General features: G+C 62.8%; 23 protein-coding genes. 6 read left to right on the top strand and 17 right to left on the bottom strand.

The features are described from left to right. Positions 1-221 precede the first annotated feature (221 nt). The gene (locus tag GMST_RS01685) at positions 222-1,979 is read left to right on the top strand and encodes a sensor histidine kinase (RefSeq protein WP_183352864.1); all 1,758 of its coding nucleotides are present in this window, start codon (positions 222-224) and stop codon (positions 1,977-1,979) included. Here GMST_RS01685 and GMST_RS01680 read toward each other — a convergent pair. The 15 genes from GMST_RS01680 to GMST_RS01615 all read right to left on the bottom strand — a co-directional run bounded on the left by GMST_RS01680 (position 1,964) and on the right by GMST_RS01615 (position 20,879). After that, a complete protein-coding gene (locus tag GMST_RS01680) occupies positions 1,964-3,325 on the bottom strand; it encodes an HD-GYP domain-containing protein (RefSeq protein WP_183352863.1) in 1,362 nt (453 codons plus the stop codon). The genes GMST_RS01685 and GMST_RS01680 overlap by 16 nt on opposite strands. Then, entirely contained in the window at positions 3,322-4,929 is a 1,608-nt protein-coding gene (locus tag GMST_RS01675; protein ID WP_183352862.1) for a HEAT repeat domain-containing protein, read from the bottom strand. Before GMST_RS01675 ends, GMST_RS01680 begins: the two co-directional genes overlap by 4 nt. Before the next feature lie 308 nt (positions 4,930-5,237). Continuing rightward, complete coding sequence (locus GMST_RS01670; RefSeq protein WP_183352861.1) at positions 5,238-6,389, bottom strand: SDR family oxidoreductase; 1,152 nt, start codon at positions 6,387-6,389, stop codon at positions 5,238-5,240. Then, positions 6,389-7,738 carry an FAD-binding oxidoreductase gene (locus GMST_RS01665; RefSeq protein WP_246399160.1) on the bottom strand — a complete coding sequence of 450 codons (1,350 nt, stop codon included), beginning with the start codon at positions 7,736-7,738 and terminating at the stop codon, positions 6,389-6,391. Before GMST_RS01665 ends, GMST_RS01670 begins: the two co-directional genes overlap by 1 nt. Further along, positions 7,639-8,301 (bottom strand): hypothetical protein, encoded by a 663-nt coding sequence (locus tag GMST_RS22130; RefSeq protein ID WP_246399159.1) that lies wholly within the window; start codon positions 8,299-8,301, stop codon positions 7,639-7,641. The genes GMST_RS01665 and GMST_RS22130 overlap by 100 nt, the downstream gene beginning before the upstream one ends. Positions 8,302-8,350: 49 nt before the next feature. Continuing rightward, positions 8,351-9,157 (bottom strand): bifunctional 2-polyprenyl-6-hydroxyphenol methylase/3-demethylubiquinol 3-O-methyltransferase UbiG, encoded by an 807-nt coding sequence (gene ubiG, locus GMST_RS01660; RefSeq protein WP_183352859.1) that lies wholly within the window; start codon positions 9,155-9,157, stop codon positions 8,351-8,353. Between the two features lie 222 nt (positions 9,158-9,379). Beyond that, positions 9,380-10,576 carry a Na+/H+ antiporter NhaA gene (gene nhaA, locus GMST_RS01655; protein ID WP_246399158.1) on the bottom strand — a complete coding sequence of 399 codons (1,197 nt, stop codon included), beginning with the start codon at positions 10,574-10,576 and terminating at the stop codon, positions 9,380-9,382. A gap of 44 nt (positions 10,577-10,620) precedes the next feature. Next, on the bottom strand, positions 10,621-11,904 hold the full coding sequence (gene nhaD, locus GMST_RS01650; protein WP_183352858.1) for a sodium:proton antiporter NhaD: 1,284 nt from the start codon (positions 11,902-11,904) through the stop codon (positions 10,621-10,623). Between the two features lie 482 nt (positions 11,905-12,386). Further along, a complete protein-coding gene (locus GMST_RS01645; RefSeq protein WP_183352857.1) occupies positions 12,387-12,716 on the bottom strand; it encodes a hypothetical protein in 330 nt (109 codons plus the stop codon). 13 nt (positions 12,717-12,729) lie between these two features. Continuing rightward, positions 12,730-14,118 (bottom strand): TRAP transporter large permease, encoded by a 1,389-nt coding sequence (locus GMST_RS01640; RefSeq protein ID WP_183352856.1) that lies wholly within the window; start codon positions 14,116-14,118, stop codon positions 12,730-12,732. Beyond that, positions 14,115-14,777, bottom strand: a complete 663-nt coding sequence (locus tag GMST_RS01635; RefSeq protein ID WP_183352855.1) for a TRAP transporter small permease — start codon at positions 14,775-14,777, stop codon at positions 14,115-14,117. Before GMST_RS01635 ends, GMST_RS01640 begins: the two co-directional genes overlap by 4 nt. 75 nt (positions 14,778-14,852) lie before the next feature. Continuing rightward, positions 14,853-15,860, bottom strand: coding sequence for a TRAP transporter substrate-binding protein (locus tag GMST_RS01630; RefSeq protein WP_183352854.1), 1,008 nt, complete (start codon positions 15,858-15,860; stop codon positions 14,853-14,855). Between the two features lie 577 nt (positions 15,861-16,437). Next, positions 16,438-17,817: a sigma-54-dependent transcriptional regulator gene (locus GMST_RS01625; RefSeq protein WP_183352853.1), complete on the bottom strand. Its 1,380-nt coding sequence runs from the start codon at positions 17,815-17,817 to the stop codon at positions 16,438-16,440. Between the two features lie 98 nt (positions 17,818-17,915). Continuing rightward, positions 17,916-18,188: a hypothetical protein gene (locus GMST_RS01620; RefSeq protein WP_183352852.1), complete on the bottom strand. Its 273-nt coding sequence runs from the start codon at positions 18,186-18,188 to the stop codon at positions 17,916-17,918. Positions 18,189-18,341: 153 nt separating this feature from the next. Beyond that, complete coding sequence (locus tag GMST_RS01615; RefSeq protein WP_183352851.1) at positions 18,342-20,879, bottom strand: PAS domain-containing sensor histidine kinase; 2,538 nt, start codon at positions 20,877-20,879, stop codon at positions 18,342-18,344. A gap of 360 nt (positions 20,880-21,239) precedes the next feature. Between GMST_RS01615 and GMST_RS01610 the strand changes: the two genes are divergently transcribed. The 5 genes from GMST_RS01610 (at position 21,240) to lgt (ending at position 25,919) form a co-directional block, all read left to right on the top strand. Next, positions 21,240-23,081, top strand: coding sequence for a UbiD family decarboxylase (locus tag GMST_RS01610; RefSeq protein ID WP_183352850.1), 1,842 nt, complete (start codon positions 21,240-21,242; stop codon positions 23,079-23,081). 11 nt (positions 23,082-23,092) lie between these two features. Then, positions 23,093-23,854 (top strand): TlyA family RNA methyltransferase, encoded by a 762-nt coding sequence (locus GMST_RS01605; protein WP_183352849.1) that lies wholly within the window; start codon positions 23,093-23,095, stop codon positions 23,852-23,854. Between the two features lie 242 nt (positions 23,855-24,096). Next, on the top strand, positions 24,097-24,441 hold the full coding sequence (locus tag GMST_RS01600) for a histidine triad nucleotide-binding protein (RefSeq protein WP_183352848.1): 345 nt from the start codon (positions 24,097-24,099) through the stop codon (positions 24,439-24,441). Positions 24,442-24,481: 40 nt separating this feature from the next. Continuing rightward, positions 24,482-24,991: a DUF4124 domain-containing protein gene (locus tag GMST_RS01595; protein WP_183352847.1), complete on the top strand. Its 510-nt coding sequence runs from the start codon at positions 24,482-24,484 to the stop codon at positions 24,989-24,991. A gap of 154 nt (positions 24,992-25,145) precedes the next feature. Next, positions 25,146-25,919 carry a prolipoprotein diacylglyceryl transferase gene (lgt, locus tag GMST_RS01590; protein ID WP_183352846.1) on the top strand — a complete coding sequence of 258 codons (774 nt, stop codon included), beginning with the start codon at positions 25,146-25,148 and terminating at the stop codon, positions 25,917-25,919. Positions 25,920-25,928: 9 nt separating this feature from the next. On the opposite strand, the gene GMST_RS01585 is transcribed toward lgt, so the two are convergent. Both GMST_RS01585 and GMST_RS01580 read right to left on the bottom strand, forming a co-directional pair. Next, positions 25,929-26,354, bottom strand: coding sequence for an ATP-binding protein (locus GMST_RS01585; RefSeq protein ID WP_183352845.1), 426 nt, complete (start codon positions 26,352-26,354; stop codon positions 25,929-25,931). Between the two features lie 14 nt (positions 26,355-26,368). Beyond that, complete coding sequence (locus GMST_RS01580; protein WP_183352844.1) at positions 26,369-26,707, bottom strand: STAS domain-containing protein; 339 nt, start codon at positions 26,705-26,707, stop codon at positions 26,369-26,371. Between the last annotated feature and the right edge of the window lie 15 nt (positions 26,708-26,722).

Below are 26,722 nucleotides of genomic sequence, written 5' to 3'. Positions count from 1 at the left end.
TTATTCCTGTAGTTTATGCGGTTTTTCCCTGCTCTGGCAAAATAAATCTTTGTAAATGTAATTTCATGTGGTACATCAAAAAAGGCTGAAAAAGGTCGCCTTTTCTCTGTCGCGGCACTCACTGAAATAGCCGGTTTTGCTAAGACAGTACGATAGGCATGTGCGAGGCAAATGCTGTCATGAGTGAAACTCCAGACCTCCAGTCAGTGAAACAGCCGGGCATGGAACAGAGTCTTTTCCGGCTGCTGTGCCTTTGCGCCGGGTTGCTGAGCCTGTTCTTCCTCGCACCGGTTGATTTTACCATCGATCTGCCCCGCCACATCGTCCTTCTCGATGCCGTCTTCGGCCTGTGCGCCCTTGCCCTGTACTGGCAAGCCCGCCGCGGGCGCTACCTGCTGAAGAGCCTGCTTTTTTGCTACCTCGTCGACTTGAGCCTGTGCTGGTTCGGCGTGAACGGGTCGCAAGGGAGCATCCCCTTTTTTTACTTCACCGGCTTCGTCTACGCGCTCATCTTCTTCCGGGGCCGCGAGCGCTGGGGCTGCCTCGCCTTCGCCCTCGCCGATATCGCCCTCCTGCTCGGTCTCGAGTACCTCCATCCCGAACTGGTCCTCGGCTATCCCGGCACCACTCCCCGGCTCATCGACGCCCTGGTCGCCATCGGGCTGAACGGCGCATCCTGCACCATCATGCTCTGGTCCCTGCTCTCGAGCTACGACCGCGAGCACCGCGACCTGAAGACCGCCAACGCCGACCTGCGGCGCAGCATCGCCGAACGCGTGGAGGCGGAGCAATCGCTGCGCCAGAACCGCGAGCTGCTGCACGCCATCATCGACGGCACCTCGGATTCGATCTACGCGAAAGATGCGCAGGGGCGCTACATCCTGGTCAATTCTGCAGCGGCGCAGCTGACCGGCAAATCGGTGGAGGAGATCCTGGGGCGGGACGACGGGTTCCTCTTCCCCGCGGAGGAGGCACGGCAGCTGCGCGAGCTGGACCGGGAGATCATGCGGACCGGTGCGGTCTGCCAGCCCGAGCACCAGCTGACCAGCGGCAGCGGGCAGAGCGTGGTGGTGCACGCCACCAAGGGGCCGCTGCGCGACGGGGACGGCCAGGTGGTCGGGGTGTTCGGCATCTCGCGGGATGTGACCGACAGCCGCCGGGTCGAGGAGGAGATCCGCCTCTTGAACGCCGAGCTGGACCTCAGGGTGACCGAGCGCACCCTGCGGCTGGAGGCGGCCATCAAGGAGCAGGAATCCTTCTGCTATTCGGTCTCCCACGACCTGCGCGCGCCGCTGCGCCACATCAACAGCTACAGCGCCATCCTCATGGAGGAGTGTGCCGAGCAGCTTCCCGCCCAGGGGCTCGACTACCTGGAGCGGATCCGCAGTTCCAGCCGCAGCATGGGACAGCTCATCGACGACCTGCTCGAACTCTCCAAGATCGGGCGCTCGCAGATGCTGCCGAGCAGCGTGGATCTAAGCGAGATGTCCTGGAAGATCTGCCGGCGCCTGCAAAACGTGGAGCCCGAACGGCAGGTCGAATTCCAGGTGGCCTCGAACCTGGTGGTGCACGGCGACCGGGTGCTCCTGCACCGGGCGCTGGTGAACCTCTTGGACAACGCCTGGAAGTACACGAAGACCAGGGGGGCGGCGAGGATCGAGGTGGGGAGGGAAGGGGAAGGGGACCAGGCGGTATTCTTCGTGCGCGACAACGGGGTGGGGTTCGACATGGCCTACCGCGACAAGCTCTTCGGCGCCTTCCAGCGGCTGCACGGCCCCGAGTACGAGGGGACCGGCATCGGGCTTGCCACCGTGAAGCGGATCGTCAAGCGCCACGGCGGGAGGGTCTGGGCCGAGGGGGCGCTTGACGAGGGGGCCACCATCTACTTCACCCTGCCGGGAGCCTCGAGCCGCATGACCCCGGGGGCGCTGGTCGGTCTCCCCGGCTCGCCCAGGATCGAGCTTCAGGCCAGCAGGTAGCTCGCCACGTTGATGTTCTTCAAAAGGGCGTCCACCGGCGAGACGATGTTCGCGTAGCGCCCCCCTTCCTGTTCGGCCAGGCTCACCGCCCGGGGCGACTCCAGAAGGTTCCCCTGCGGGTCCATGATCACCTTCACCGCCGGCACCCGGCTCTCCATCGGGTGCGGCTTCACCACCAGCGCGATCTCGTTGTTGTCCAGCCTCACCAGGGTCCCCACCGGGTACTCTCCCATCATCTTCTCGAACTCTTCCACGAGCCGCGCGTTCAGCGTGGTGCCGGCCAGCCCCCGCATGATGTCCATCGCCTCCTTGGGGAGGGTGGGGATCTGGTAGGTCCTTAAGGTGGTGATGGCGTCGTAGCAGTCGGCCACCGCCACCACCTCGGTGAACTCGCTGAACTCACGGTCGCAGGCCCACTCCGGGTAGCCGGTGCGGTTGAACCTGATGTGGTGGCCGAGCACGGCGTCGGCGACCCGCGGGCTTATGTCCTTCATCTTGCCGACGATCTCGGCCCCTGCCTCGGCGTGCCGCTTCATCTTCTCGAACTCCTCGGCGGAGAGCTTTCCCGGGTTGTTGAGGATCGCCTTGTCCACCGTGGTCTTGCCGATGTCGTGCAAAAGCCCCGCCGTGTTCAGGTCGCGCAGCGACTCCTGTTCCAATCCCAGGAAGGATCCGAGGGTGAGCGCCAGGATCCCCACGTTCACGCTGTGGCTGAAGGTGTAGTTGTCGTAGTCCTTGATCATGGAGAGGCCAAGGAGGGTGGTGGGATCGCGCATGGTGACCGAGACCATGTTGTCCACCACCTGGTTGATCCACTGGCCGCTCGGGATGCGCCCGTGCTCGACCTCGCGCATGGTCTCCTTGACGGCCTGCAGGGCCTGGTGGTAGGTGCGCGCGGGGAGGCCGGGATCGTCCTCGTTGGACGCCTCCTCCTGTTCGATGCCGACCCGGATGCTGCGGATCCCCTTTTTTTCCAGTTCTTCGGGGAGCTGTTCGACCCCCACCTCGCGGCGTCCCAGAAGGGTGGCGAAGGCGAAGAGCTCCTCGCGGGTCACCCCGCATAACACGGTGAGCGCCTCGATCTTCTTCTTGGTGAGCCGGTCGGCCAGGTCGGCCACGGCGGGGGGCGGGGTAACCAGCAGGCGGTTGTTGAGGAAAAAGGTCCCTTCCACCTGCCCCAGGTGGAGTTGGCCGTGCTCCTCGAGCAGGTCGCCCAAAAGCGCGGTCAGTTCCTGGAGCGGCTGGCCGACCGCGGGGTGCGCCAGGGGGTAGAGCATGACGGTGCGAACCGAGGAGGCGATGAGCATGGCGACGCGCTGCGCCGTCTGGGGGGATATCTCACTCATGGTGTTTCCGTGTTCCTTTTGGCCATGGCGTCGAGGACGGCCGAGGCGACCCGTCCCAGGTGCCCCCCTTGCGCCGCCGTCCGGGCCAGGGACTGTCGCGCCTGTTCTCCGCCCAGGCTGCCGAGCGCCTCCAGGGCGACCAGCTTCAACTCGTTCCAGCGCCCGGGGAAGAGGATGAACCTGCGGCGCACCAGGTGGTCCAAGGGCTCCAGGACGCGTCGGTCGCCGATCCGCCCGAGCGCCAAAAGCGCCTCTTTCTTAAGCGGAGTGAGCCTGCCGCGCAGGTCCCTTCTCACCACCAGCTGCCACAGCGGCTCGACTGCCCGGGAGTTTTTGGTGTTTCCCAGCCAAAGCGCCGCGTGCTGGGCCAGGGCCGGGTTCGGGTCGTTGAGGAACTCCACGAGCTGCGCGCTCGCCTCCATGCCGCCGATCAGCGCCAGGGCCCGGATCGCCTCGAGGCGCACCCGGCTGTCGTTGTGCAGCGCCGCGGTCTGGGCCAGCGGCTTCACCGCGTCGCGGCTTGCCAGTTCGCCGAGAATAGAGGCGGCGGTCAAGGCGACCTGCCAGCGGCCGTCCTTCAAAAGCGCGATCATGGCCGGCTCCGACGGCGGGCCGATACGCTGCAGCGCCGTGCTGAGGGTGCGGCGCGAGGCCTTGAGCCCCGCAGCGATCAGGCGCCGCACCAGGGGATCGACCGCTTCGGCCCCGGCGCCCTTGAGGATCAGGAAGACGAGCTCCTTCTGGGTGAACTCGCCGTCCTCCAGGTGGTCGAGGAGGTGCTCGGTCACCTCCCCGGCGCTCAGCTGCCTGAGGAGGACGAGCGCCTCCTCGCGGCCGGCCGGCGAGCGGGTGGGATCCGAGTTCTGTTCCAGGAGCGCCACCAGTACCCCGAACAGCGCGTCGAAGTCGCGCTCCTGACGCAGGGGCTGCACCTTGACCAGGAGCAGGCGCCCAAGTTGGCGGTACTTCTCGTCGTCGGTTTCCTGCGCCATCAGCTCGAGGATCTCGCTCACCGAGAGCTGGCTTTCCTGGTCCGGGGCGTCCAGGCACTCTGCGGCGCTCCCCGGACCAGGGGCGGGAGAGTCGGGATCGCACGCTTCCTGCTCCTGTTCGCCGCGCACCTTGGTGAACACCGCGCTTATGTTGATCTCGTTGAGTGCGATGGTCGTGATCCCCTGCTGCTGCAGGAGCCGGGTGAGCCCTCCCGAGGCCACCAGCCTGGGGGGATCGAGAGAGAGCAGGGAGAGGAAGCGGAGGTAATCGGCAAGGGTTACGGCGGGGAGGACCTGCAGGCGCTGGATCTCGCGGGCGAAGAGCTCCTGCGCCAGCGCCTTGGTCATCGGGGTGGTCTCGACGGGGGTACGCCCGTCGGCGCAGGTGAAACCGTTGCGGGAGACCAGGACCGTGAGGGAGCCGTCCTTGGCAGCGCCGGAAACTACCTGGTGCGCGCCGGCCAGGATCCGGTTCCGCAGCGGGTGCCCCTCGGGGTAGAAGGTGTAGGCCTTCAGCGCCTTGTAGGTGGCAGCCAGCGCGGTGCGGTAGGCTGCTGCCGTGGCACCGGTCACCTTCTGCGGGATGGTTGTCTGTGGACTCTTCTCTGGCATATCCTCTTCCCGTAATCGGGTCGGATGTTATCCTAAATGGCGCTGAAATTCAATTATTAGCGATGTTGTTTGAGTCATGGCCCCGTTTGGATGGTACTAGGATGTGGAGATGCTAATGATTTGCCGGCTCCCGTGACAGTGCCCGGGTGGCGCCGCACCAAAGTTGTTTTGTGTTTATACAGGAAGAGTTTGTCTTGTTCAATAATTTCTTAATAAGAGAATGGCAATTGTGGCTGGCGGGAGGTGGGAGTGTAACGATTGCAGGTCCGGCATTCGCGAGCCCAGCCGCCGGGGGGGCGGAGGCGTGGCTACCTGGTGTGCGCCCAGTTAACCTCGACCGCGTAGCGCATGCAGCGCTCGAAGATGGGGTAGCTTAAGGGGGGCGGCGCGATGCCGGGGGCTACCGCGGTAAGGTTCGTGCTGTCGAAGCTGCGGGTGTCGCTGAGGTACGGGCGGTAGGGCTCGATGAGCTTGCCGAAGAGTGCCTCGGCCGGGTTGGGGCGCAGGGAGGCCGGCGGCTCCCCGTAGCGGATCTCGATCCCGGCGATCCCCAGAAAGGCCTCGCAGAAAAGGGCCAACTCCTCCATGGTGCTTGGGGTGCGGCTGGTAAGGTGGTAGATGGCGGCAGGGCGGGGGGCGGCGATGATCCGGGTTGCCGCGGCGACGAAGAAGTCGATGGGGATCAGGTTTAGGTGCCCTTTGCGGGGGAGGAAGATGCGCAGGGGGAGCTTCAGGGTGCCGTCGGGGCCAAGGGCGATGCCGCTGGCCCGCGACTTGGCGCCCCCCTGGCTCGCGAGGTCGTTCAGGTAGATCCCCCGGATCAGCTCGAGGGCCTTTACGTGGTGGTAGAGGGCCGTGAAGCTGTTGGACCGGCCGGTCCGGCAGTCGCCGTAGACGATGGAGGGGCGCAGGATGCTGTAGGGGAGTCCCAGCTCCCGGCAGCGCTGCGCCACCTGAAGCTCGGCGCGCGCCTTGGTTTCCTCGTAGATGTTGGCGAAACTCCCATGCGCCACCGGCTCCTCGCGGCACAGGCTGCAGTCGGCGGGGGCGACGTAGGCGGTACTTACGTAGTGGAAAAAAGGGGCTGCGCTGTCCCGGGCAAAGTCGAGCACTGCGGCAAGGCTCTCCACATTGGTGGCGAGCGATGCGGCGCGGTTGGCGGGGGCGAACCGGGTATCCGAGGCGAGGTGCACGATGGTCGCGGGGTGGCTGCAGAGTTCCCGGTAGGCCGCCTGGCCAAGCCCCAGGCGCGGCTTGAGGAGCTCCGCCTCCACGCAGTGCACCCGGTCGCCTTCCGAATCGAGGCCGAACCAGGCGAGCTGCCGGGCGATGCGCTCCTTGAGGCCCGACTCTCCCGAACCCCGCCCCAGGGCCACCACGGTGTGGCCGTCGCGCAGCAGCTCCGCCATCAGGTGGCTTCCCAGAAATCCCGTGGCGCCTGTCAGAACGAATCTTGTCATCACCCTCGCGGCACCTCGGTGTAGAGCAGGTTCTCCATCCGGCAAAACCCCTGGTAGAGCACGTAGCGCATCCAGCGCAGGGTACCCGTCCTGGCGCCGACCTCGTCGATGACGGCGGCCACCTCGGCTATCGCCTCGCGCACCCTGGCGATCTCCCCGGCATCGCACTGGTCCACGTAGTAGTCGTACTCGAAGATGCAGCGTTTGCCGGCGTCGATGGGGGTCACGAAGCCCACCTCGTGCTTGATGCCGCGCGGTTTTGCGATGGCCTGGAACCGTGCGCCGAGTTCCTCGATGAGGCCCGCCTCGAGCGGCAGGTACAAAAGGATCGGGAAGAAGTGCTTTTCCCTGCCGATGCGCGAGCTGGTGATCCGGAACATGTTGAGCCAGACCAGGTCGGTGAGCTCGGGGCGTGCGTAGAGCTTTTCGTGGAACTCCCTCAGCTCGGGATCCACTTTTTGGGCCAGCCGCTCCGGTGAAGGGGCGAGCGCGGTCTCGGCCAGTTCGGCGAACCCCTCCGCCTTCAGGTAGCCAAAGGGCTCGTCCTGGGAGAGTTGGGGGAGCAGGTCGAGCCAGGGGGCGCTCGCCAGGTCGGGGAGCCCGAGGCTGAGGGCCCGGAACAGGCGCTGGTCGATGAGCGGATGTCCCATCTGCTTCAGACTCCCCATCGCGTAGCTGTCCCCCAGCACGAGGACCAGGCAGGCCATCCCCAGGGAGTCTGCGAGGACGCTCTTCACCTCGCCGGCAAGCTCCTGGGTGGGAGACATGAAGGAGGCGACGTACTCGATCCCCAACACCCCTACGGCAAAGCCGATGCGCCGCTGGGCCAGCTCTCGGGCGAGTTCGAGTCCCTCGGCCAAGGTGCTGCAGGGGATGAGAGCGCCTTCCTCGTCGTCGGTCATGGGGTGGAGCTTCAGGTCGGCGGAGACGCAGATTCCCGGCGTCGACTGTGGAGCCGGGGCAAAGGCGAACAGGTTCGGCCCTTCTTTCTGGTTCATCGAGAAGGCACTGCCGTCCGGTGCCACGAAGCGCGCGTCCAGAACCCCCTCAGCGGAGGTGCCGTAGCTCGTGGCGAACAGGGAGAGGATCCCCGAGCACATGAAGCTGGCCACAACCAGCGCAGCCGGCTCGGCGACGTGGACACGGTAGCCGCGGGCAAACGCCGCGCGCTGCAGCTCGAAGGCCGAGACTCCCGGACCGATCCGCACCGACCAGTTCTTCTCGTCGAAGCTCAACTCCCGCATGCGGTTCAGGTCGATGATGGCTCCCTCGTCGAGCTCGAAGCCGAGGATGTTGCTGCCGTTGCCGCGCGCGGTCCAGCTGATCTCTGCCTCCTGGAAAAGCCGCAAGAGGGCGGCGACCTCCGCGGCGGATCCCGGCAGAACCACGTAGGCTGGGAGCCTTGGGACCGCACCACGTAGGCTGGGAGCCTTGGGACCGCTATCGGGCTAGGGTCGTGCGAGTAGGTGACGGCGATAGCGGGGTCGTTGGTCGCCCACGGCTCGCCCACGATCTCGCGGATCCGGCCCAGGAGCGCGTCCCTGGTTTCCGGCTCCACCTCGCCGCCGGCAGAGAGGTAGGCGGCGAGGTGCTCCTTCAGGGCCCGCATCACCCGGGTCGGGCGCATGCCGGTCACGAAGTAGCACTGGTAGTCGCACCTGCCGCACAAGTCGCAGCTCTCCGCCACTGCCAGGGCCCCGGCAGTCACCGGCGCGCGCCCGTCCCTGAGTGCGGCGTAGAGGTCCATGCGCCCCTGGGGGTAGAAGGCCACGAAGCCGCGCTCAGGTCCCGAGGCGCAGACGCCGGTACCGAGGAAGTCGACCTTGCACATGGCGTAGTGCCGGCAGTTGCGCGCGGTGTTGAGAACCTCGTCTGACGGGCATCCGGTTTCCATAGATGCGTGTGCTTCCATAAGCCCTCCGTGCCCTGACCTACTCATTCACTTCATTCTGGCCACCCGCTTAAGCCTTTACCGCATACCCCAGATACATGAGCCCGGTCGTACCGCACTCCACGAGGCTCAGGCGCCTGCCGAACTCGGAGAAATCGAGCTCGCCGCGGGCCCGCTGCCTGAGGCAGCGCAGCACGGTGAGCGGGGAGGCGTTCGGCCTCAAGCCGCGGTGCTCGCGCCAGGTAAGCCCGGAGGCCGCCAGGAGCGACTTCATCTCCGCAGGCTTGATGAACATCTCCCAGACGTGCAGGCCTTCCGGCAGAAAGGCCCAGCGCGGCCAGCGTTGCGCCAGGTTGATCGCCACGAGCCTGGATGCCCAGCTTCTGTTGATGGTGTCGTAGAAGAAGATCCCGCCCGGCCTCAGCACCCGCGAGATCTCTTGAACGACTCGGGGAAGGTCGCGCACGTGCTCCAGGACATCGCAGCAAAAGACCGCGTCGAAGCGCGCGTCGGGGTAGGGGAGGGCCTCGCCGCTTCCCTGCCGATAGCTGATGGCGAGGCCGCTTTGGGCTGCGTGCTCGGCGGCGATGCGCAGCGAGCGCTCGGCCGGGTCGACACCGGAGGTGCTAAAGCCGAGCCGGGCGATCTCCTCGGTGAGGATTCCTCCGCCGCAGCCTACCTCGAGCGCCGACCTTCCTGGCGGACTCCAGCGCAGTTCCTGCTCCAGTACCCGCTTCACGAAGCCAAGGCGCGCCGGATTGAGCGACCCCTTGATCAGGTAGAGCGCCGAGTCCGGCTCCCACCAACGCTCCTGCTCCGAGTCGTAGATGCCGTTGTCGATCCGGTCGTAGACGTCCTGGGCTATGCGCTGCCGCATCTCTCCTCCGCCTCTTATAAGTGCACGCCCTTAAAAGCGACTAAAGAAAATTAAAGGCAACCTCTCGAATGTCAAGAGTTCGCGAGGTGATGTCTGGCGTAATTTCTTGTAGGGCGCAGGCGAACTCGGGCCGGTGCCGTCTGGAGGGATGGCTTCACGCGCGCGGGATGCCGACACATCCGCTGGGGAGCTCCGGAGTCCCTGCGGCGTGCGCCGGGCGAGTTAGGCCGAGGGGGTGGGGCGTGGGGTTGTACGGTGCAGAATGAGGTAGCCGGCGGTTCCGGCCAAAAGCGATGCGACCAGGATGCTCAGTTTCGAGACCTGTACGGTGGTGGGATCGCTGTAGGCGAGGAGGGTTATGAAAATGGACATGGTGAAACCGATGCCGCCCAGAAACCCGACGCCGATGAGCTGCTTCCAGTTAACCTGGCTGGGAAGCTGCGAGAGCCCGAGCGAAACCGCGAGCAGGCTGAAGAGGACGATCCCCGCCGGCTTGCCCAGTACGAGGCCGGAGAGGATCCCCAGGGCGTTTGGTGACAGAAGCTGTGCAAAGGCCTCCAGGTTCACCACGATCCCCGTGTTGGCCATGGCGAAGATCGGCATGATGAGGTAGGCGACAGGCTTGTGCAGGGCGTGCTGCAGCCGGTAGGAGGGGAAGTTGTCGCTGCCGCCGCCAAAGGGGATGGCAAAGGCGAGCAGAACTCCGACGATGGTGGGATGCACTCCGGACTTCAACATGAAGTACCACATGAGGGCGCCGGGGACCAGGTAGGCTGGGAGCCAGAGCACCTTCAGGCGGTTCAGGACCACGAGGACGGCGAAGACTGCCAGGGCCAGGGAGAGATAGAAGAAAGAGAACTCGCTGACGTAGAAGATGGCGATCAGGAGGATGGCACCCAGGTCGTCGATGATGGCGAGGGCGGTGAGGAAAATCTTGAGCGAGAGCGGTACCCTGTTGCCGAAAAGCCCCAGGATCCCGAGCGCGAAGGCGATGTCGGTGGCGGTGGGGATCCCCGCGCCTGCCTGGGTGGGGGTTCCGGCGTTGAAGACATAGTGCAGGAGTGCCGGCACGGCCATCCCGCCCAAGGCGGCAAAGATCGGCAGCGACGCCTGCTTCAGGCTGGAGAGCTCGCCCACGTACACCTCGCGCTCGATCTCCAGCCCGATCAGCAGGAAGAACACGGTCATCAGGCCGTCGTCGATCAGGTGCACGAGCGACTGCCGGACCTCGATCCCTGCGATGTCAAACCCGACCTTCGTGTGCCAGAACTCCTGGTAGCCGTGCCCTGCCGGAGAGTTCGCCAAGGCTACCGAAACAGCGGTGCAGATGATCAGCAACAGACCGGAGGCCTGCTCGCTCGCCAGAAAGTCGAGGAAGAGCTGCTTGAACTTTTGGACCAGCATCACGATTTTGGTCATATATCTCCGCCTGCAGTAGGCGCCCGAACGCCCGGCTTCCTTTCTTAAGGTGAAACGCCCCGCTGTGCCAGGTAGACCCCGATCCCCCCGAAGTACCCCAGCAGGGCAAGCAGGGAAAACTTCCTGACGTACCAGAAGAACTCGATCTTCTCGAGCCCCATCGCCGCCACCCCGGCAGCCGAGCCGATCACCAGGATCGAGCCGCCGGTTCCCGCGCAGTAGGCCAGGAATTCCCAGAGGAAGCTGTCGGTCGGGTACTGTGCCAGGCTGTACATCCCCATGGAGGCCGCCACCAGCGGGACGTTGTCCACGATCGAGCTCGCGAGGCCGATGAGCGTGACGATGACGTCCTGTCTCCCGAAGCTGTGGTCCAGCCAGGCGGCGAGCGCCGACAAAAGGTGGGTGTGCTCCAGGGTCGCTACGGCGAGCAGGATGCCGATGAAGAAGACGATGGAGCTCATGTCGATCTTCATCAGGGCGTGCGCCAGGGTGAGGTGCTGCTTGTCCGACTCCTCCTTCTTGCGGTGCGCCAGGTCCCCCACCAACCACAAAACCCCCAGTCCGAACAGAATTCCCATGAAGGGGGGGAGATGGGTGACCGTCTTGAAGACCGGCACGCAGACCAGGATGCCGATTCCCGTGCAGAACATGAGGTTGCGCTCGAAGAGGGTCGTCTGGAGGAGTCCGTTCTCCTCGGCCCGTACCGGCGCCACCACGGCGCGTCCCCGAAGCAGCGTGCTTACCGCGAAAAGCGGCAGGATCAGGTTCACCAGCGAGGGGAGGAACAGGCTCTTGATGATCGAGAGGGTGGTGATCTGCCCGCCGATCCAGAGCATGGTGGTGGTGACGTCGCCGATCGGGGTCCAGGCCCCTCCCGCATTGGCCGCGATGACGATCATCCCGGCGAAGAACAGGCGATCGTCCTGACGGTCCAGCAACTTCTTCATCAGCGAGATCATGACGATGGTGGTGGTGAGGTTGTCAAGGACGGCGCTCAGGAAGAAGGTGACGAAGCCGACCAGCCACATCAGGGTGGAGAGCTGGTTGGTCCTGATCCGGGCGGTGATGATCTCGAAACCGTTGTGAGCATCCACCACCTCGACGATGGTCATCGCCCCGATGAGGAAGAAGACGATCTGCGCCGTCGCCGAAACCGACTCTCCGAGCTGTTCCGCCACCAGGTGCTGGTCCGGGGTCAGCATCGAGTACACGGTCCAGAGCAGGCCCGCGCCCAAAAGGGCCGAGGAGGATTTGTTCACCTTGATGGGATGCTCGAGGGCGATGGCCGCATAGGCGACGATGAAAATGACCACCAGCAATGTCGACATGAAACAGACTCCGGTACGGCCTCAAGCGGCGCGGAAGTGAAGTTCGGGTTGGGACCGGGTGGCCCAAGTCTCGCTACTATACTCATTGAGGCCGGGTAATGCCAGTCAAACCGGAACGTTTAGTAGAGGCAACGCCAAAAAGAAGTTTCATCGTTGAATTCCGGGACAGCGCAATCTTTGCCTGCTGAAAGCGCTCGTACGCTCCCCCCTTTGGAAAAGGGGGGCGGGGGGGATTCGGTGTTAGGGCTTTCGGCAGCAGATGATAGGCCCCCAGCGCTAGCTCAGGTCCAGGTTTCAATGGTTTGCAGGGAAAGACGAATCCCCCCTGTCCCCCCTTTTGCAAAGTGGGGAACGTGAGGCCAGCCGCGGCGCTTCGTGAAAGGAGACTCCTGAGCCTCCCCGGTACCACGGAAAAAACCGAAAAAAGGGGCACCCAAGCATAGCGCCGAGGTGCCCCTTTTTCTGCAATCTCTCAACTGTTTTCAGCTTGCCGCGGCCACCAGTCGGCTCCTTCTCCGGTACATAAGCGCCGCGCCCGTTGCCAGAAACGGCCCGGCCAGGAGCAGGACGCTTCCCAGCAGGGTCGTGGCGCGCTCCCACATCCCCTGCTCGGCGACCCGGGCGGGGATCATACCGAGGGCGACCATGAGCCGCATGGTGACCATGACCGCGAGCGGGATCCCGGCACAGAGCGCCCAGAACTTCAGCTTGGCAGCGAGGTCCAGCCTAAGCCGCCAAATCAGCATGACGTGACAAAGGGCGTTGCACAGCACGATGAGGTAGATGGACAGGTTGTTTGCCGCATTGGACATGGCGTTTCCTCGCTTACATCATCCCCATCATCTTGGGAAGCCAGATGGACAGTGACGGCCAATAGGTGACGATGATCAGGAAGACCACCATCGTCATGAGCCAGGGCATGACCGCCATTGTCAACTCTGTGATACTGAGCCTTGAGATGCCGCTCGCCACGTAGAGGTTGAGGCCCACCGGCGGGTGGCACAGGCCCACCTCCATGTTGGCGTCGATCAGGATGCCGAAGTGCACCGGGTCGATCCCGAGTTTCATCGCCGCGGGGAACAGGATCGGCGCAAAGATCAGGATGATGGAAGACGGCTCCATGACGTTACCGGCCAACAGCAGCACGAGGTTGACGAAGATCAGGAAGGTGACCACGCCCAGGTCCTTGCCGAGGATCCAGTCCGCCATCGCCTGCGGTATGTTCTCATGCGACATCAGGAACGAGAAGAGCACCGCGTTGGTGATGATGTAGAGGAGCATCGCGGAGAGGTTGGCGGACTTTAATAGTACACGCGGTACGTCCTTCATCCCCATGTCCTTGTAGATGAAGACCGAGATGAAGAAGGCGTACACCGCGGACATGGCGGCCGCCTCGGTGGCGGTAAAGATGCCGGAGTAGATGCCGCCGATGATGATCACCACCAGCATGAGCCCCCAGACGCTCTTTTGGAATGCGACCAGCCGCTGCCCCCAGCTGGCCTTGGGAAGGCGCGGGTAGCCGCGCTTCTTGGCGACGTACCAGGTAACCACGCAGAGCATGGCGGTCAAAAGCATCCCCGGGAACAGGCCGGCCACGAAGAGCGCGCCGATCGAGGTGTTGGTCGAGATGGCGTAGATGACCTTGGGGATTGAGGGGAGCATCAGTATCCCCAGTGATCCGGCACAGACGATGACCCCCGCGCCGAAGCGCATCGGATAGCCGTGCTGCACCATCGCCGGCAGGATGATGGAGCCGATGGCGACCACCGTGGCGACCGAGGAGCCGCAGACCAGCGCGAACATGGCGCAGGCGACGATCCCCGCGAGTGCGAGGCCGCCGTTGAGGTGCCCGATCATGCTGGTGGCGAATTCGATCATCCTGCGCGCCACGCCGCCGTGGGTCAGGAAGTTACCGGCCAGGATGAAGAACGGGATCGCCATGATCTCGAACTTCTCGATGCCGGTAAAGAGCTTCAGTGCCACCGCCTCGATGGGGACGTTGGTCAACAGGTAGAGGAAGGTCAAAACGGTGAGACCCAGCGCGATGGAGACCGGAACGCCGGTCAGCATCAGCGCCAGGAGCAGGGCGAAGACGATACCGACGTTGCCGTAGATGAATCCGACCCCCAAAAGGACGACCGAGATGCCGATCAGCCAGCCGGCAGCCTTCGGCTTGCTCATAAGAGGTAAAGCTGCAATGTTCTCCATGCTCATTTTGCGGTACCTCCAGCAGCGACATCGGAATTCGCAGGGTAGAGTTCGCTCTTCTCGATGGACTCCTCCTCGAGACCTTCGACATGCGCTTCGTCATGATGGTTGTGCGGCAGCTGCCCGGTCTTCAGGAAGCGCCAGCCGACCTGGATGAAACGGAAGCACATGAGGTACGAGCCCAGGGGAACCGCCGAGTAGATGAACCAGGTGGGCCACTCGAGGTCCGGGGTGATCGGGCCCTCGGGGACATCGCCCGTTGGGATGCCCAGCTTGTTGAACAGGGCGTAGTGCAGTCCGTTCTCCCAGACGAAGGTGGCACCCAGGGTGCCGATGATGCCGGTAAAGATGGTGCCGCAGATGATGGAGACCATGACCCCCTTGGTGCGCCAGTCGACGGGCAGACGGTTCACCAGGACGTCGACACCCACGTGGATGCCGGAGCGCACGCCGTAGGCGGCCCCGAACTTCGCCATCCAGACAAACATGTAAATGCAGAGCTCCTGGGCCCAGCTGAACCGGATGTTGATCAGCCAGTCCTGGAGGCCCGGGATGGGAAACCCCGCGGCATAACGATGAATAATCGAAAGAAAGATGACGAGCGTTGCTGCGCCCATGAGGAAGGTGATGATCCATTCCTCTAGGTGGTCAAGGTATTTCATCATGACGTGTCTCCTGGAACGATCGCTATTACCTGGGGCCGCTGCCTTTACGGCAGCGGCCTTTTTCGCACTGTTTCTTTACTTCGAGGTGTAACCGGTAGCCTGGTAGACCTCTTTGACGATGTCGGCGCCGATACGGCTTACGTTCTCCTTGTGTGCCTTGTCCATCGCCTTTTTCCACTCGGCCTTCTCCTGGGCAGAAAGGGTGATGATCTGGGAGCGGCCGGATTTCCTTACCCCTTCCAGGGCTTCGTCGTTATCCTTTTTGGCCACGTCGTTGGCGAACTTGGTGGCGTCTTTCATGGCGCTCTCAAGTGCGGCACGGATGTCCTTCGGGAGGCTTTCCCAGAATTTCTTGTTCACGATGACGGCGTAGCCCAGGTAGCCATGGTCGGAGACCGTTACGTACTTCTGCACCTCGTGCATCTTCTGGGTATAGAGGTTGGAGGGCGGGTTTTCGGTGCCGTTCACGACGCCGGTCTGCAGAGCCTGGTACACCTCGGAGAATGCCATGACCTGCGGGATGGCGCCCATGGAGCGCATCTGGGAATCGAGCACCTTGGAGGACTGGATGCGCATCTTCTGGCCCCTGAAGTCGGCGACCTTCTTGAGCGGCTTGTTGGCGCTCATCACCTTGAAGCCGTTATCCCAGTAGGCAAGGCCCAGGATCCCCTTGGGCTCGAGCTTCTTCAGGAGTTTCTGGCCGACCGGGCCCTGGGTTACCTTGTGCAGTTCCTGGTAGTTGTTGAAGATGTAGGGGAGGTCGAACACCTCGAACTCCCTCACGCCCAAGGGGGCGAACTTGGCAAGTGAGGGTGCCAGCATCTGCACGGCGCCCAGCTGCAGGGCCTCCATCTCTTCCTTGTCCTTGTAGAGCTGGCTGTTCGGGTAGACCTCGACCTTCACGCGCCCCTTGGTGCGCTCCTCGGCCAGCTTCTTGAAGTAGTCGGCTGCCTGACCTTTCGGGGTGTTCTGGGCGACCACGTGGCTGAACTTGATGACGATCGGTGCGGCGGCTGCGGTCATCGGCAGCGAGAGAGCTACCGCCCCTACGACCAGGCTTTTCAACAGTGCATTGAATTTCATGTCTTCCTCCTTGGTGTGATGGTGAAATGGCTCGTTGTTCTATTTTTTCGTGCTGCAGAGCGGCAGTGATTATTAGAAAACGAGCCGACCGGTTTACGTCCGACATGTATACGAGACACGGTTTTATTGCAATTGCAGTACCACCTACGTGTGTGTGTAAAATACTGAAATACCGATGTGAAAAATTTCAGAATGACGGTTGATGGTTTTGGTAAGGTTTACTTGGTGGCGGAATTCCGCCAGCGGTGTGGCGGATAGTTGCCAAATCAGGAGCCGCGGGCTCACCAATAAATGGCTGCTAACGGTTGGATGGGGGTGCTTCGGTGGGTGGAAAAAAATAGAACAAGGTGCTGATGAGCAGGAGGGTGATCGTCTTGAGCGCCAAGCAGGGGGAGCTACAGCGGATGTCAGGGGATATCAGATGATGCGTGATCTTTGGTCAGCAAAAGAGCTCTTACTGCTCCCCCCTTTTTCAAAGGGGGGGACGTGAAGTCACCTGCTGTGGAGATTGAACCGGAAGAACCTTTCCAAGGGGGGGACGTGCTTGCCTCTGGATGGCGCTTGCCGCTGATAAGGATTACAGCCCGTACTTCTCCATCTTGTAACGCAAGGTGCCGCGGGGGATCTTCAGGATCTGAGCAGTCTGCAAGACATTTCCGGCGGTCTGCTGCAAGGCCTCCTCGATCAGGGACTTCTCGATGGCGCCCATAGCCTCCTCGAGCCCGAGGTCGGGGGGGAGTGCCGCGAGCGTGATCGCGCCGAGACCAGCGCTGGCCTGCACCGGCTGCCCGCCCTTGATCTCCAGGGGGAGGTGCTCGGGCAGCAGGGTCGGGCCGCTTCTCATGATGCAGATGCGCTCGATGACGTTGCGCAGCTCCCGTATGTTGCCGGGCCAACTGTAGAGCTCCATCAGACGCTCGGCTTCAGGAGAAACGTCGCGGAACCCCCGGCCGAAGGAGCGGCTGAAACTGTCCAGGAAGTAGGAGGCGAGGGCGGCGATGTCTGCCGGACGCTCTCTGAGCGGCGGGATGTGGATGGGGAAAACGTTCAGCCGGTAGTAGAGGTCCTCCCGGAAACTCTTGTCGGCGATGCGTGCCTTAAGGTCGCGGTTGGTGGCCGCAATGACCCGGACGTCGATATCGACATCTTTTACGGCCCCCACCCGGCGGCAGGTTCTTTCCTGGAGCACGCGCAACAGCTTGGCCTGCATCGCCATGTCCATCTCGCCTATCTCGTCCAGGAAGATGGTTCCCTGGTGGGCCTCCTCGAAAAGACCTTTCTTGCGACTGCTGGCGCCGGTGAAGGCGCCTTTTTCGTGGCCGAACAGCTCGCTCTCCAGGAGTGCGGCGGGTATCGAGGCGCAGTTGATGGCGATGAAGGGGGCGTCCTTGCGGTCCGAATAATCGTGAATGGCGCGGGCTACCAGTTCCTTGCCGGTCCCCGATTCGCCGGTGATGAGAACGGTGGACGGGATGCGGGAGATCTCCCTGACCTGGGTTGCAATCTCGTGGAACGCCTCGCTGCGGCCGATGATGGGGGAGCGGCCGGGGAACATCCCGCCGGTCTGTTTCAGTTTGCGCACTTCGCGCTTCAGCGTCTGGGTCTTCAGCGCCAGCTTGACGATGAGACGCAGGGCGTCCGACTTGAACGGCTTCTTCATGTAGTGGAAGGCGCCGAGCTTGAGCGACTCCACGGCGCTCTCCACCGAGCCGTAGCCGGTGATGATGATCACCAGGAGTTCGGGGTCGAGTTCCTTGAGGGACTTCAGGATCTCTATCCCGTTCTCGCGTCCGAGGTTCAGGTCCAGAAGCGCCAAGTCGATCTCATCGCCAGAGACGATATCGCGAGCCTCCTGCCCCGAGGCAGCGGTCAAGACTTGGAACCCTTCGCTGGAGAGGATGCGCTCCACGTTCTCGCAGATGAAGGCTTCGTCGTCGATAATAAGTATCTTTTCCATATCTCTATTCCTTAAACGATGTCCGGTAACCTGACAATCTCGTGACTTGACGAAAAGGTTCACCGGGAGTTTTCGGTAGTAACTGTAGGGGCGAATAATCATTCGCCCCTACCAGGTCGGGAAGGCTTTCCGAGCTTCAGGTACGCAGACCTGAGCTTCAGGTACGCAGACCTGAGCTTCAGGTACGTCGACCTGAGCTTCAGGTACGTCGACCTGAGCTTCAGGTACGTCGACCTGAGCTTCAGGTACGTCGACCTGAGCTTCAGGTACGTCGACTTGAGCTTCAGGTACGTCGACTTGAGCTTCAGGTACGTCGACTTGAGCTTCAGGTACGTCGACCTGAGCTTCAGGTACGTCGACTTGAGCTTCAAGTAGGCTGACCTGAGCTTCAGGTACGTCGACCTGAGCTTCAGGTACGCAGACCTGAGCTTCAGGTACGCAGACCTGAGCTTCAGGTACGCAGACCTGAGCTTCAGGTACGTCGACCTGAGTTTGGGCGGTATGGATTGAGGGCTTACGGAGCCTCACGCGGTGTCGGCACCTGCACCAGTTGGAGTCTCCCGCCCCATCATCGGCAGCTCGATGCTGAAGAGGGTTCCGCTTCCCGAGTCGCTTTTCACGCTGATCCGCCCCCGGTGTTCCTCGACAATGCGCTGGGTGATCGAGAGACCCAAACCGGTGCCGGCGCCCTTCCTGGTGAAGAACGGTTCGAAGATGAGCGGCAGGTCCTCGGGGTCGATCCCCGGGCCGTCGTCACCTATCTCTATAAGGGCAAGGTCGCCGCGGGCGAAGGTGGCGATGGTGATCCTCCCGCCCTGCGGCAGGGCTTCCTGCGCGTTGCGGATGATGTTGATAAGCGCCTGCTTGATCTTCTCCGGATCGATCTTGAAGGGGGGAATGGGCTGATCCTCCACGCTGAGGAACACCTCGCCGCGCTCGCAGGGGCGCCGCATCAGGAAGGCGGTATCGTGCACCACCCGGTTCAGGTCGGCCTCGCGGAAATCGGCCCGCGCCGGCGAGGAGTAGTTCAAGAGCGAGTTGATGAGCCCCTCCACCCGGGAGATCTCCTCGAGCGCCTTGCTGATCATGAGCTGGTCCTGCGACCCCGCCGCAGCCTGGTCGTGCAGGTCGTCGAGCAACAGCGAAATACCCGTGAGCGGATTTCTCACCTCGTGGGCGATGCCGGCGGCCAGTTTGCCCAGGGAGGCCAAACGGTCCAGGCGCATCATCTCCTCGCGCAGCTTTTCCTTCTCGGTTTCGTTACGCAAGGTGACGGTCAGCCCCTTCTCGGCATCGGCGCCTATCGGGAAGCACCCCACGTCGAAGTTGGTCTGGCCGGCACCGCGCTCGAAGCGGAACGGTTCGCGCCCGAAGCCTTTGGCGCCCGAGAGGATCAGGTCGACGTGATCGGCGAGTCCGGTCCATCCGGCGAAAACCTCGCGGTAGTGATCCCCCTCCTGGGCCGAATCCCCTAAAAACAGGCGTCCGGTTCGGTTGATCGAGGTCATCCTCCCCTCGGGTGAGAAGGTGACGATGCCGCTCGAGATACTCTCCAGGACGCTCGTCTTGAAGTTGCGCTCGTCGAGGATCTCCAGCCGCGAGTTCCTGAGTTCATCCAGGGTGGAGAGGATGCTCTGCTTGCGGGATTCAAGCTCGTCGGCCATGAAGTTGAAGGTGCCGGCCAATTCGCCGATCTCGTCCGCCGAGGTGACCGGTACGCGCACGTGGCTGTCGCCTGCGGCAAGCTTGCGGGCCCCTTCGTTCAACTGTTTGAGCGGGATGCTGATGCCGCGGGACAAGAGCCAGGCCGAGAGCGCCGAGATCAGCGCCGTCGCCAGGATGATGATAGCCGAGGTGGAACGGTGGTTTCCCAGCTGCCGGTTGATGAGCCGGCTCCCTTTGCGCGCGGCCTCGTGGAACTGGTCCACCTGGAAGCCGATGGTGACCCCGCCGAAGATCCCGTACCTCTTGTAGTCACCCGTGTCGTAGGAAATGGGGGCGTAGGCCATGATCTTCTTGGCGCCCCCCACGTTGGTGATGTCGACGTAGCCGATCTGCTTCTGGCGGATGGCCGCCGCAACCCTGGGGTAGCTTGGGTGCACGAAGCCGGCGCGGTCCAGGTTGAAGGGGATCCGCCCGGTATCGATATCGGTCTTGCTCGAGTGTTCGCTGTAGGGCGGGACGGGCTTGCCGTTGCGGTCCAGTCCCCGGATGTCCCAGAACTTGGGATGGGTGATGATCCACCCCTCGTCGTCGAACAAAAAGGCGTAGTTGCCGCTGTTGTAGGAAGGGAACACGGTGGAGAAGTTTTTGCCCGGGTCGATGTGCTGGGTGAACTCCATCAGGTGGCGGTGGTCCAGGGAGAGCAGTACCATGCCGGCGAAGCGACCGGCACTGTCGTAGAGCGGTGCGCCGAAGCGGATCACCCCTTCATAGGTGGTGCCGTTGTAGGCCGCTTCGGGGGTGCTGGCACCGGCCAACTGCTCCTGGCGCGAGACGTGGAACCCGGTGAGGTGCGAGACGTAAATCTCGCCGGGCTTGAGCCGCTTTATGCGACTGAAGTAGTCTTCGGTCAGGTAGTCGGTGTGGGCCGGGGCGGCGACGTTGCGCAACTTTTCGGACGGGACAAACCGGTCGTCCTTGATCATCATCCGTTCTTGACCGGTGGCATCGATGAGGGTGATCGAGCGGTAGAGCGGCAAGAGGCCGCGCACCTCCTGGGGGGCGGCGCCGTTGCCGTTGCCGTTGCGCTGCCAGACCTCGGAGCGCCGGGTGCGGTAGAACTCGAGCAGGGTGGGGTGGTCCAGCTTGGTGCGCGACAGGAACACGAGGTCGCTTTCGCACTGATGCAGGAAGTCCGAGACGTTTTCAGCCACTTGGCGGGCGCGCATCTTCAGGGACTCGGAGGCCTGGAGGTCGTCGGATTCGGAGATCTCGGCGGTGAGCCTGGTGCTGATGGATTGCAGGTTGATAAGCAGGATGGTGGACGTGACGAGGAGCGGCGCCAGCGAGAGGAGCAGGGTGATGATCAGGATCTTTCTGAAGATCGTGTAACGCGGCAAAGAGGCTCCGGTACGGCAAAGGGTCCTGTCGTTCGGGGTATCTGCTTGATACTACTTATATCGAGCTGCGGTCAAGTTTTTAACAGGGATGAACGGGATGAAGGGGATAAAACCAACGGCTATCTAAACAAGGATGAAGGGAAACATGGCGGTCTGTTCGGCGTTAATCACGGACGGTTGAGGCCTGTGCAATTTTAGAATGTTTTGCCTTTATCCCATGCATCCCCTTTATCCCTGTTAAAGGTTTTGCTTTATCCCATGTATCCCGTTCATCCCTGTTAGGTTTTGGTTGACTTGCCTGCGGGGGTGCTTTAAAAATAACCCTGCAATTTTAGCCATCATTTTCCCCGGAGGGTACGGTTGGGATATCGAAATCTTGCCTCGTGCGTTGCTGATCTGGAGCGTAACGGCGCACTCATCCGGATAGATCAGGAGATCTCTGCGGACCTGGAGATCGGGTCGATCCAGAGGCGGGTCTACCAGGCCGGCGGCCCGGCGCTCCTCTTCACCAGGGTCAAAGGCTCGAACTTTCCCATGCTGGGAAACCTCTTCGGCACCCTCGAGCGCACCCGCTTCATCTTCCGCGACACCTTGAAGGCCATCGAGCGCCTGGTGCAGCTCAAGATCGATCCGCGCTACCTTCTCAAGGAACCCGCCGCGCTCGCCTCGGTGCTCCCGGCGGCCTGGCACCTCCTCCCCAAAAAGGTGAGTAACGGTCCCATCCTCGCCAACCGCACCACGATAAGTGCTCTTCCCCAGCTCAAATCCTGGCCGGACGACGGCGGTGCGTTCATCACCCTCCCGCAGGTCTACTCGGAGAGCGTCAACGCCCCCGGGGTGCGCCACTCGAACCTCGGGATGTACCGGGTGCAGCTCTCCGGCGGCCAGTACCGCCCCGACGCCGAGATCGGGGTGCATTACCAGATCCATCGCGGCATCGGCTTTCACCACGCCGAAGCCCTGGAGAAGCGGGCACCTTTCCGGGTGAACATCTTCGTCGGAGGCGCGCCGTCCATGACGGTTGCCGCCGTGATGCCGCTTCCCGAGGGGATGCCGGAACTCTCCTTCGCCGGACTGCTGGCCGGACACCGCATCGAGATGGTCGAGCGCGCGGGAGGGCTTCCCGTCCCCGCCGAGGCAGACTTCGTCATCACCGGAATCATCGACCCGGAGAAGACCCTCCCCGAGGGGCCCTTCGGCGACCACTTCGGCTACTACAGCCTGGCGCACCACTTCCCGGTACTCAAGGTGGAGAACGTCTACCATCGAAACGGCGCCATCTGGCCCTTCACCACGGTGGGGCGCCCGCCCCAGGAGGACACCTCCTTCGGCGCCTTCATTCACGAACTGACCGGCCCGCTCATTCCGACCGTGGTTCCGGGCGTGCGCGCGGTCCACGCGGTGGATGCGGCCGGTGTGCACCCGCTGCTCTTGGCGGTGGGGAGCGAGCGCTACGTCCCGTACAGCGAAAAGCGCGCCCCGCAGGAGATCCTCACCATAGCGAACGCGATCCTCGGGCAGGGGCAGCTCTCCCTGGCCAAGTACCTCATGATCGCCACCCACGAGGACGCACCTCAGCTCGACATCCATGACATCCCGGCCTTCCTCACCCACGTGCTGGAGCGCTTCGACCCGCGCTGCGACCTGCACTTCCAGACCGCCACCACCATGGACACCCTGGACTACTCCGGTTCGGGCCTTAACCGCGGCTCGAAACTGGTGCTCGCCGGGGTAGGGGAGAAACGGCGCGGGCTGGGGACCGAGCTTCCCGCCGACTTCAGGCTTCCCGAGGGGTGGAGCGCTCCCGGTATCTGCCTCCCGGGCGTGCTGGCTCTCAAGGGGCCGCCCTGCAGGCTCGCCAAGGGCGCGTCGGATCCTGAACTGGAGCAGCTCTGTGCCTTTTTGGAGAGCGTCCCCGGCCTGGAGGGGTTCCCGCTCATCGTGGCCTGCGACGACAGCCGCTTCGCCGCGGAGAGCCTCAACAACTTCCTCTGGGTCACCTTCACCCGTTCCGATCCCGCCGCTGACCTCTACGGAGTGGGCGCCTTGACTGTCAACAAGCACTGGGGCTGCCGGGGGCCGCTCGTCATCGACGCCCGGGTGAAACCGCACCACGCGCCGCCGCTTGTCGAGGACCCGGAAGTCGAGCGTCGCGTGGACCAGCTGGCTGCCCCGGGCGGGCCGCTGCACGGCCTGTACTAGAGAGGTAGACGGTGACTAAAGAGAGATTGGACAAACTCGTCTTCGAGCGGGGGCTCGCGCCGTCGCGCGAGAAGGCGAAGGCGCTCATCATGGCCGGGCAGGTGGTGGTGGACGACCATCTGGCCGACAAGGCGGGGCTCATGGTGCCGGTCGAGGCGGAGATCCGCCTCAAGGGGGAGCCGCTTCCCTTCGTGAGCCGCGGCGGCCTGAAGCTCGCCAAGGGGCTGGAGCACTTCACTATCGACGTTACCGGCCTCGCCGCCATCGACGTGGGGGCCTCCACCGGCGGCTTCACCGATTGCCTCCTGCAGCGCGGCGCGCGGCTGGTTATCGCAGTCGACGTCGGGTACGGGCAGCTCGCCTGGAAGCTGCGCGAGGACCCGCGGGTGGTGAACCTGGAGAAGACCAACATCCGCTACCTGGAGCCGGAAACGCTTCCCGAACTGCCGGAGCTTGCCGTTATCGACGCCTCGTTCATCTCGCTCGACAAGGTGTTGCCGCAGACCCTGCGCCTGATCGGTCCCTCGGCGAGCATCGTGGCGCTCATCAAGCCGCAGTTCGAGGTGGGGCGCGGCCAGGTGGGGAAGGGTGGCGTGGTGCGCGACGCCAAGAAGCACGAGGAAGTGGTAGAGGGAATCACCGAACTGGCCCTTGGCCTCGGGCTCGAGGTGCTGGGCGTCTGCGAGTCGCCGATCCTGGGACCCAAGGGGAACAAGGAGTTCCTGATCTACCTGAAGAAGAAGGAAGGCAACCTGAAGGCAATTGACAATTAACAATTGACGATTGAAAATGCGAAGCTGTGGTTCCATTGACACGTGGCACAGGGGGCAGCTCAGCAGGTGCCTGTCACCCTTTCCTTCGTCTCGATAAGGACGGCAAGACAGGCGCAGCAATGCCGCTGGACGTAGCTGACCGAACGCGCTTAGGCGCCTGAACTCGAAGTTGTCGGTTGCCTCAAAGTTTTTCATGCTCAATTGTCAATTTTCCACTGTCCATTGATTCCAAAGGAGGATCTATGTCCGACTGTCTGTTCTGCAAGATGGCCAGCGGGGCCATTCCGGTTAAGAAGGTATTCGAGGACGACGTGCTCTTTGCCATCGAGGACATCAACCCCCAGGCGCCGGTCCATATCCTGGTGATCCCCAAGGAACACCTGGTGAACTCGCTCGACCTCGGCCCGGCAAACGATGAACTCATCGGGCGGGTCTACCGGGCAGCTGCCCAGTTGGCGCGGGAGCGCGGCGTCGCCGAGGACGGCTTCCGCATCGTGAACAACAACAACGCCGGGGCGGGACAGTCCGTCTTCCACATCCACTTCCACCTGCTGGCCGGCCGCAACTTCGGGTGGCCTCCGGGTTAACCGTTCCAATCCGCGACCGTCTACGCCAAAGGAGAGGGAAATGAAGAAACTGCTCGTGCTGCTTTTCCTGCTATGTCCGTTTACTGCCGGTGCCGTCACCTATGAATGGACCGATAGCCGGGGAACCGTGAACTTCACCGAGGACTTGGGCAAGGTGCCCAAAAAGTACCGCAAGAAGATGAAGGTGCTGGGGGCCGACGAGGGCGGCCAACCGCAGATCACCGACACGGTTGAGTCGACAAAAGGCAAAGGGAAGGATGTGGCCGGGCAACTGCCGGCCGGCAAGGACAAGAAGGGAACCGGCGCCAAGGACGATGCCACCCTGCGCACCGAGTACCTGAGTGCCAAGGTGAACCTGCAGGCCATGGAAAACAACGTGGCCGACCTGAAGGGACGCATGGCGGACAGCTCGAAGATGTCGCGCAGCGAGTTTCTCTCCCTGCAAAACACCCTGAAGCAGGAGGAGTTCCGGCTGCAGGAACAGAAGAAACGGGTGGAACAGTTGCGGGAGAGTGCCGCCCGGGCCGGTGTGAACCTGGAGGCGAGGTAGCCAGCCCCGCAGTTTAAGCCCGACACCGTTCCTGCCACTTTTTGCCGGGGTGCCCCGTCGCAGACCTGCGGCGCGGGCGCCTTTTGGCACCGCAATTGACACCCCGACTGTTTGCTGCTAGCTTAACAGCCCCAATCCAACCTGGAGTGCGTGCATGACTTTCCCCCATATCGACCCGGTGTTTCTCAAGCTGGGACCGCTGGAATTCCGTTGGTACGGACTGATGTACATCTGCGGCTTCATCGCCGCCTACTTCATCATCTCGGCGGGGGTGAAGCGCAAGGGGCTGCCGCTTTCCAAAGACGACGTCGCAGACCTGATCTTCACGGCGGCCATGGGGGTGATCCTGGGCGGGCGCCTGGGCTACATCCTTTTCTACAACCTCTCGTACTACCTCGAGCATCCCCTGAAACTCTTCGCGGTATGGGAGGGGGGGATGTCCTTCCACGGCGGGCTCACCGGCGCCATCGTCGGCGGGTTCATCTACCTGCGCAAGCGCCAGATCCGCTTCTACCAGATCGCCGACATCAGCTTTCTGGCCGGTCCGGTGGGGCTTGGCCTGGGCCGCATCGGCAACTTCATCAACGGCGAACTCTACGGCCGGATCACCGACGTCCCCTGGGGGATGGTCTTCCCGAGCGGGGGCCCCTTGCCGCGGCACCCCTCGCAGCTCTACGAGGCGTTCCTGGAGGGGCCGGTCATGTTCCTGGTGCTCTGGATCATCTCGCACCGGGTGAAACAGGAAGGGGTGGTGTTCTGGTCCTTCATCGGGCTCTACGGGCTGTTCCGGTTCCTGGTGGAGTTCGTCCGGGAACCCGACGCGCAGCTGGGCTTTTTGGCGGGGGGGCTCTCCATGGGGCAACTTCTGAGTCTTCCCATGTTCCTCGTGGGGGTCGCGATGGTGATCCACCGCATGCGTAAGGGGTAGGGGCGGGATTTACACCAGCTTTTTCTTCATCTCCAGGATGTTCTCCTTGCAGTTCTTTCGGTAGGAAACCGAGTCCATCAGGGAGCGGATCAGGAAGATGCCGCGCCCGCGGTCCTCGAGCTCTTCGAAGTTGGGGGGCTGTATCGAGTTGATGTCGAACCCCTGGCCGTCGTCGTAGACCCGGATGGTCAGGTCGTCCAGCCGGATGGTGATCACGATGCGCACCAGCTTCTCGGGCTCCTTGGGGCCGGCGTGCTTGATGGCGTTCACCATCGCCTCGGTGAGCACCAGGTTCAGGTGGTAGGCTAGGGTCTCCCGGTCCCCGCTGTAGCGCTCAAGCTCGCGGGCGATGTCCTCCCCGATCCTGCCGATCAGGCTCAGGTACCGGGTCTTGTTGGGGACCTTGATGTCTACCTCGATCGCGTTACCTTCCATCTGGTGCCTCGCTGTTACTGGAAGTTCTCGACGGCTTCCGATGCGGAGGGGAATATCTCAAAAACCCGGTGCAGGCGGGTCAGCTCGAACATCGACTTGACCTGGGACTGCAGCGAGGACAGTTTCAGATTGCCCTGGTGCGAGATGGCATTTTTAAAGCCGGAAACCAATGCACCCAATCCGGAACTGTCAATGAAACGCACTTCTTTAAGATCCACCAGTACGTTCTTCTTACCTTCCTCAAACAGCTTCTGGACCGCAGCTTTCAGATCGACCGAGTTGTGCGCATCCAGACGCTCCTCCTTCACGTATAGAATGACAATGTCGTTCCTCGTCTCTTGTTCCAGGTTCATGGCCTTCTCCTTGTG

The sequence above is a fragment of the Geomonas silvestris genome, from assembly GCF_014193515.1.
GTDB lineage: Bacteria > Desulfobacterota > Desulfuromonadia > Geobacterales > Geobacteraceae > Geomonas > Geomonas silvestris.
Note: the sequence above shows the minus strand (reverse complement) of the source record. Positions and strands in the feature narration are given on the sequence as shown.

What these genes read in the sequence shown, in the direction of transcription:
- GMST_RS01645 (WP_183352857.1), bottom strand. Translation starts at nt 12,716, where the DNA reads ATGTCCAATGCGGCAAACAACCTGTCCATCTACCTCATCGTGCTGTGC.
- nhaD (WP_183352858.1), bottom strand. Translation starts at nt 11,904, where the DNA reads ATGTCGACATTGCTGGTGGTCATTTTCATCGTCGCCTATGCGGCCATC.
- nhaA (WP_246399158.1), bottom strand. Translation starts at nt 10,576, where the DNA reads ATGACCAAAATCGTGATGCTGGTCCAAAAGTTCAAGCAGCTCTTCCTC.
- GMST_RS01685 (WP_183352864.1), top strand. Translation starts at nt 222, where the DNA reads ATGGAACAGAGTCTTTTCCGGCTGCTGTGCCTTTGCGCCGGGTTGCTG.
- GMST_RS01630 (WP_183352854.1), bottom strand. Translation starts at nt 15,860, where the DNA reads ATGAAATTCAATGCACTGTTGAAAAGCCTGGTCGTAGGGGCGGTAGCT.
- GMST_RS01600 (WP_183352848.1), top strand. Translation starts at nt 24,097, where the DNA reads ATGTCCGACTGTCTGTTCTGCAAGATGGCCAGCGGGGCCATTCCGGTT.
- GMST_RS01670 (WP_183352861.1), bottom strand. Translation starts at nt 6,389, where the DNA reads ATGACAAGATTCGTTCTGACAGGCGCCACGGGATTTCTGGGAAGCCAC.
- GMST_RS01640 (WP_183352856.1), bottom strand. Translation starts at nt 14,118, where the DNA reads ATGAGCATGGAGAACATTGCAGCTTTACCTCTTATGAGCAAGCCGAAG.
- GMST_RS22130 (WP_246399159.1), bottom strand. Translation starts at nt 8,301, where the DNA reads ATGGAAGCACACGCATCTATGGAAACCGGATGCCCGTCAGACGAGGTT.
- GMST_RS01595 (WP_183352847.1), top strand. Translation starts at nt 24,482, where the DNA reads ATGAAGAAACTGCTCGTGCTGCTTTTCCTGCTATGTCCGTTTACTGCC.
- GMST_RS01580 (WP_183352844.1), bottom strand. Translation starts at nt 26,707, where the DNA reads ATGAACCTGGAACAAGAGACGAGGAACGACATTGTCATTCTATACGTG.
- GMST_RS01675 (WP_183352862.1), bottom strand. Translation starts at nt 4,929, where the DNA reads ATGCCAGAGAAGAGTCCACAGACAACCATCCCGCAGAAGGTGACCGGT.
- lgt (WP_183352846.1), top strand. Translation starts at nt 25,146, where the DNA reads ATGACTTTCCCCCATATCGACCCGGTGTTTCTCAAGCTGGGACCGCTG.
- GMST_RS01635 (WP_183352855.1), bottom strand. Translation starts at nt 14,777, where the DNA reads ATGATGAAATACCTTGACCACCTAGAGGAATGGATCATCACCTTCCTC.
- ubiG (WP_183352859.1), bottom strand. Translation starts at nt 9,157, where the DNA reads ATGCGGCAGCGCATAGCCCAGGACGTCTACGACCGGATCGACAACGGC.
- GMST_RS01680 (WP_183352863.1), bottom strand. Translation starts at nt 3,325, where the DNA reads ATGAGTGAGATATCCCCCCAGACGGCGCAGCGCGTCGCCATGCTCATC.
- GMST_RS01625 (WP_183352853.1), bottom strand. Translation starts at nt 17,817, where the DNA reads ATGGAAAAGATACTTATTATCGACGACGAAGCCTTCATCTGCGAGAAC.
- GMST_RS01585 (WP_183352845.1), bottom strand. Translation starts at nt 26,354, where the DNA reads ATGGAAGGTAACGCGATCGAGGTAGACATCAAGGTCCCCAACAAGACC.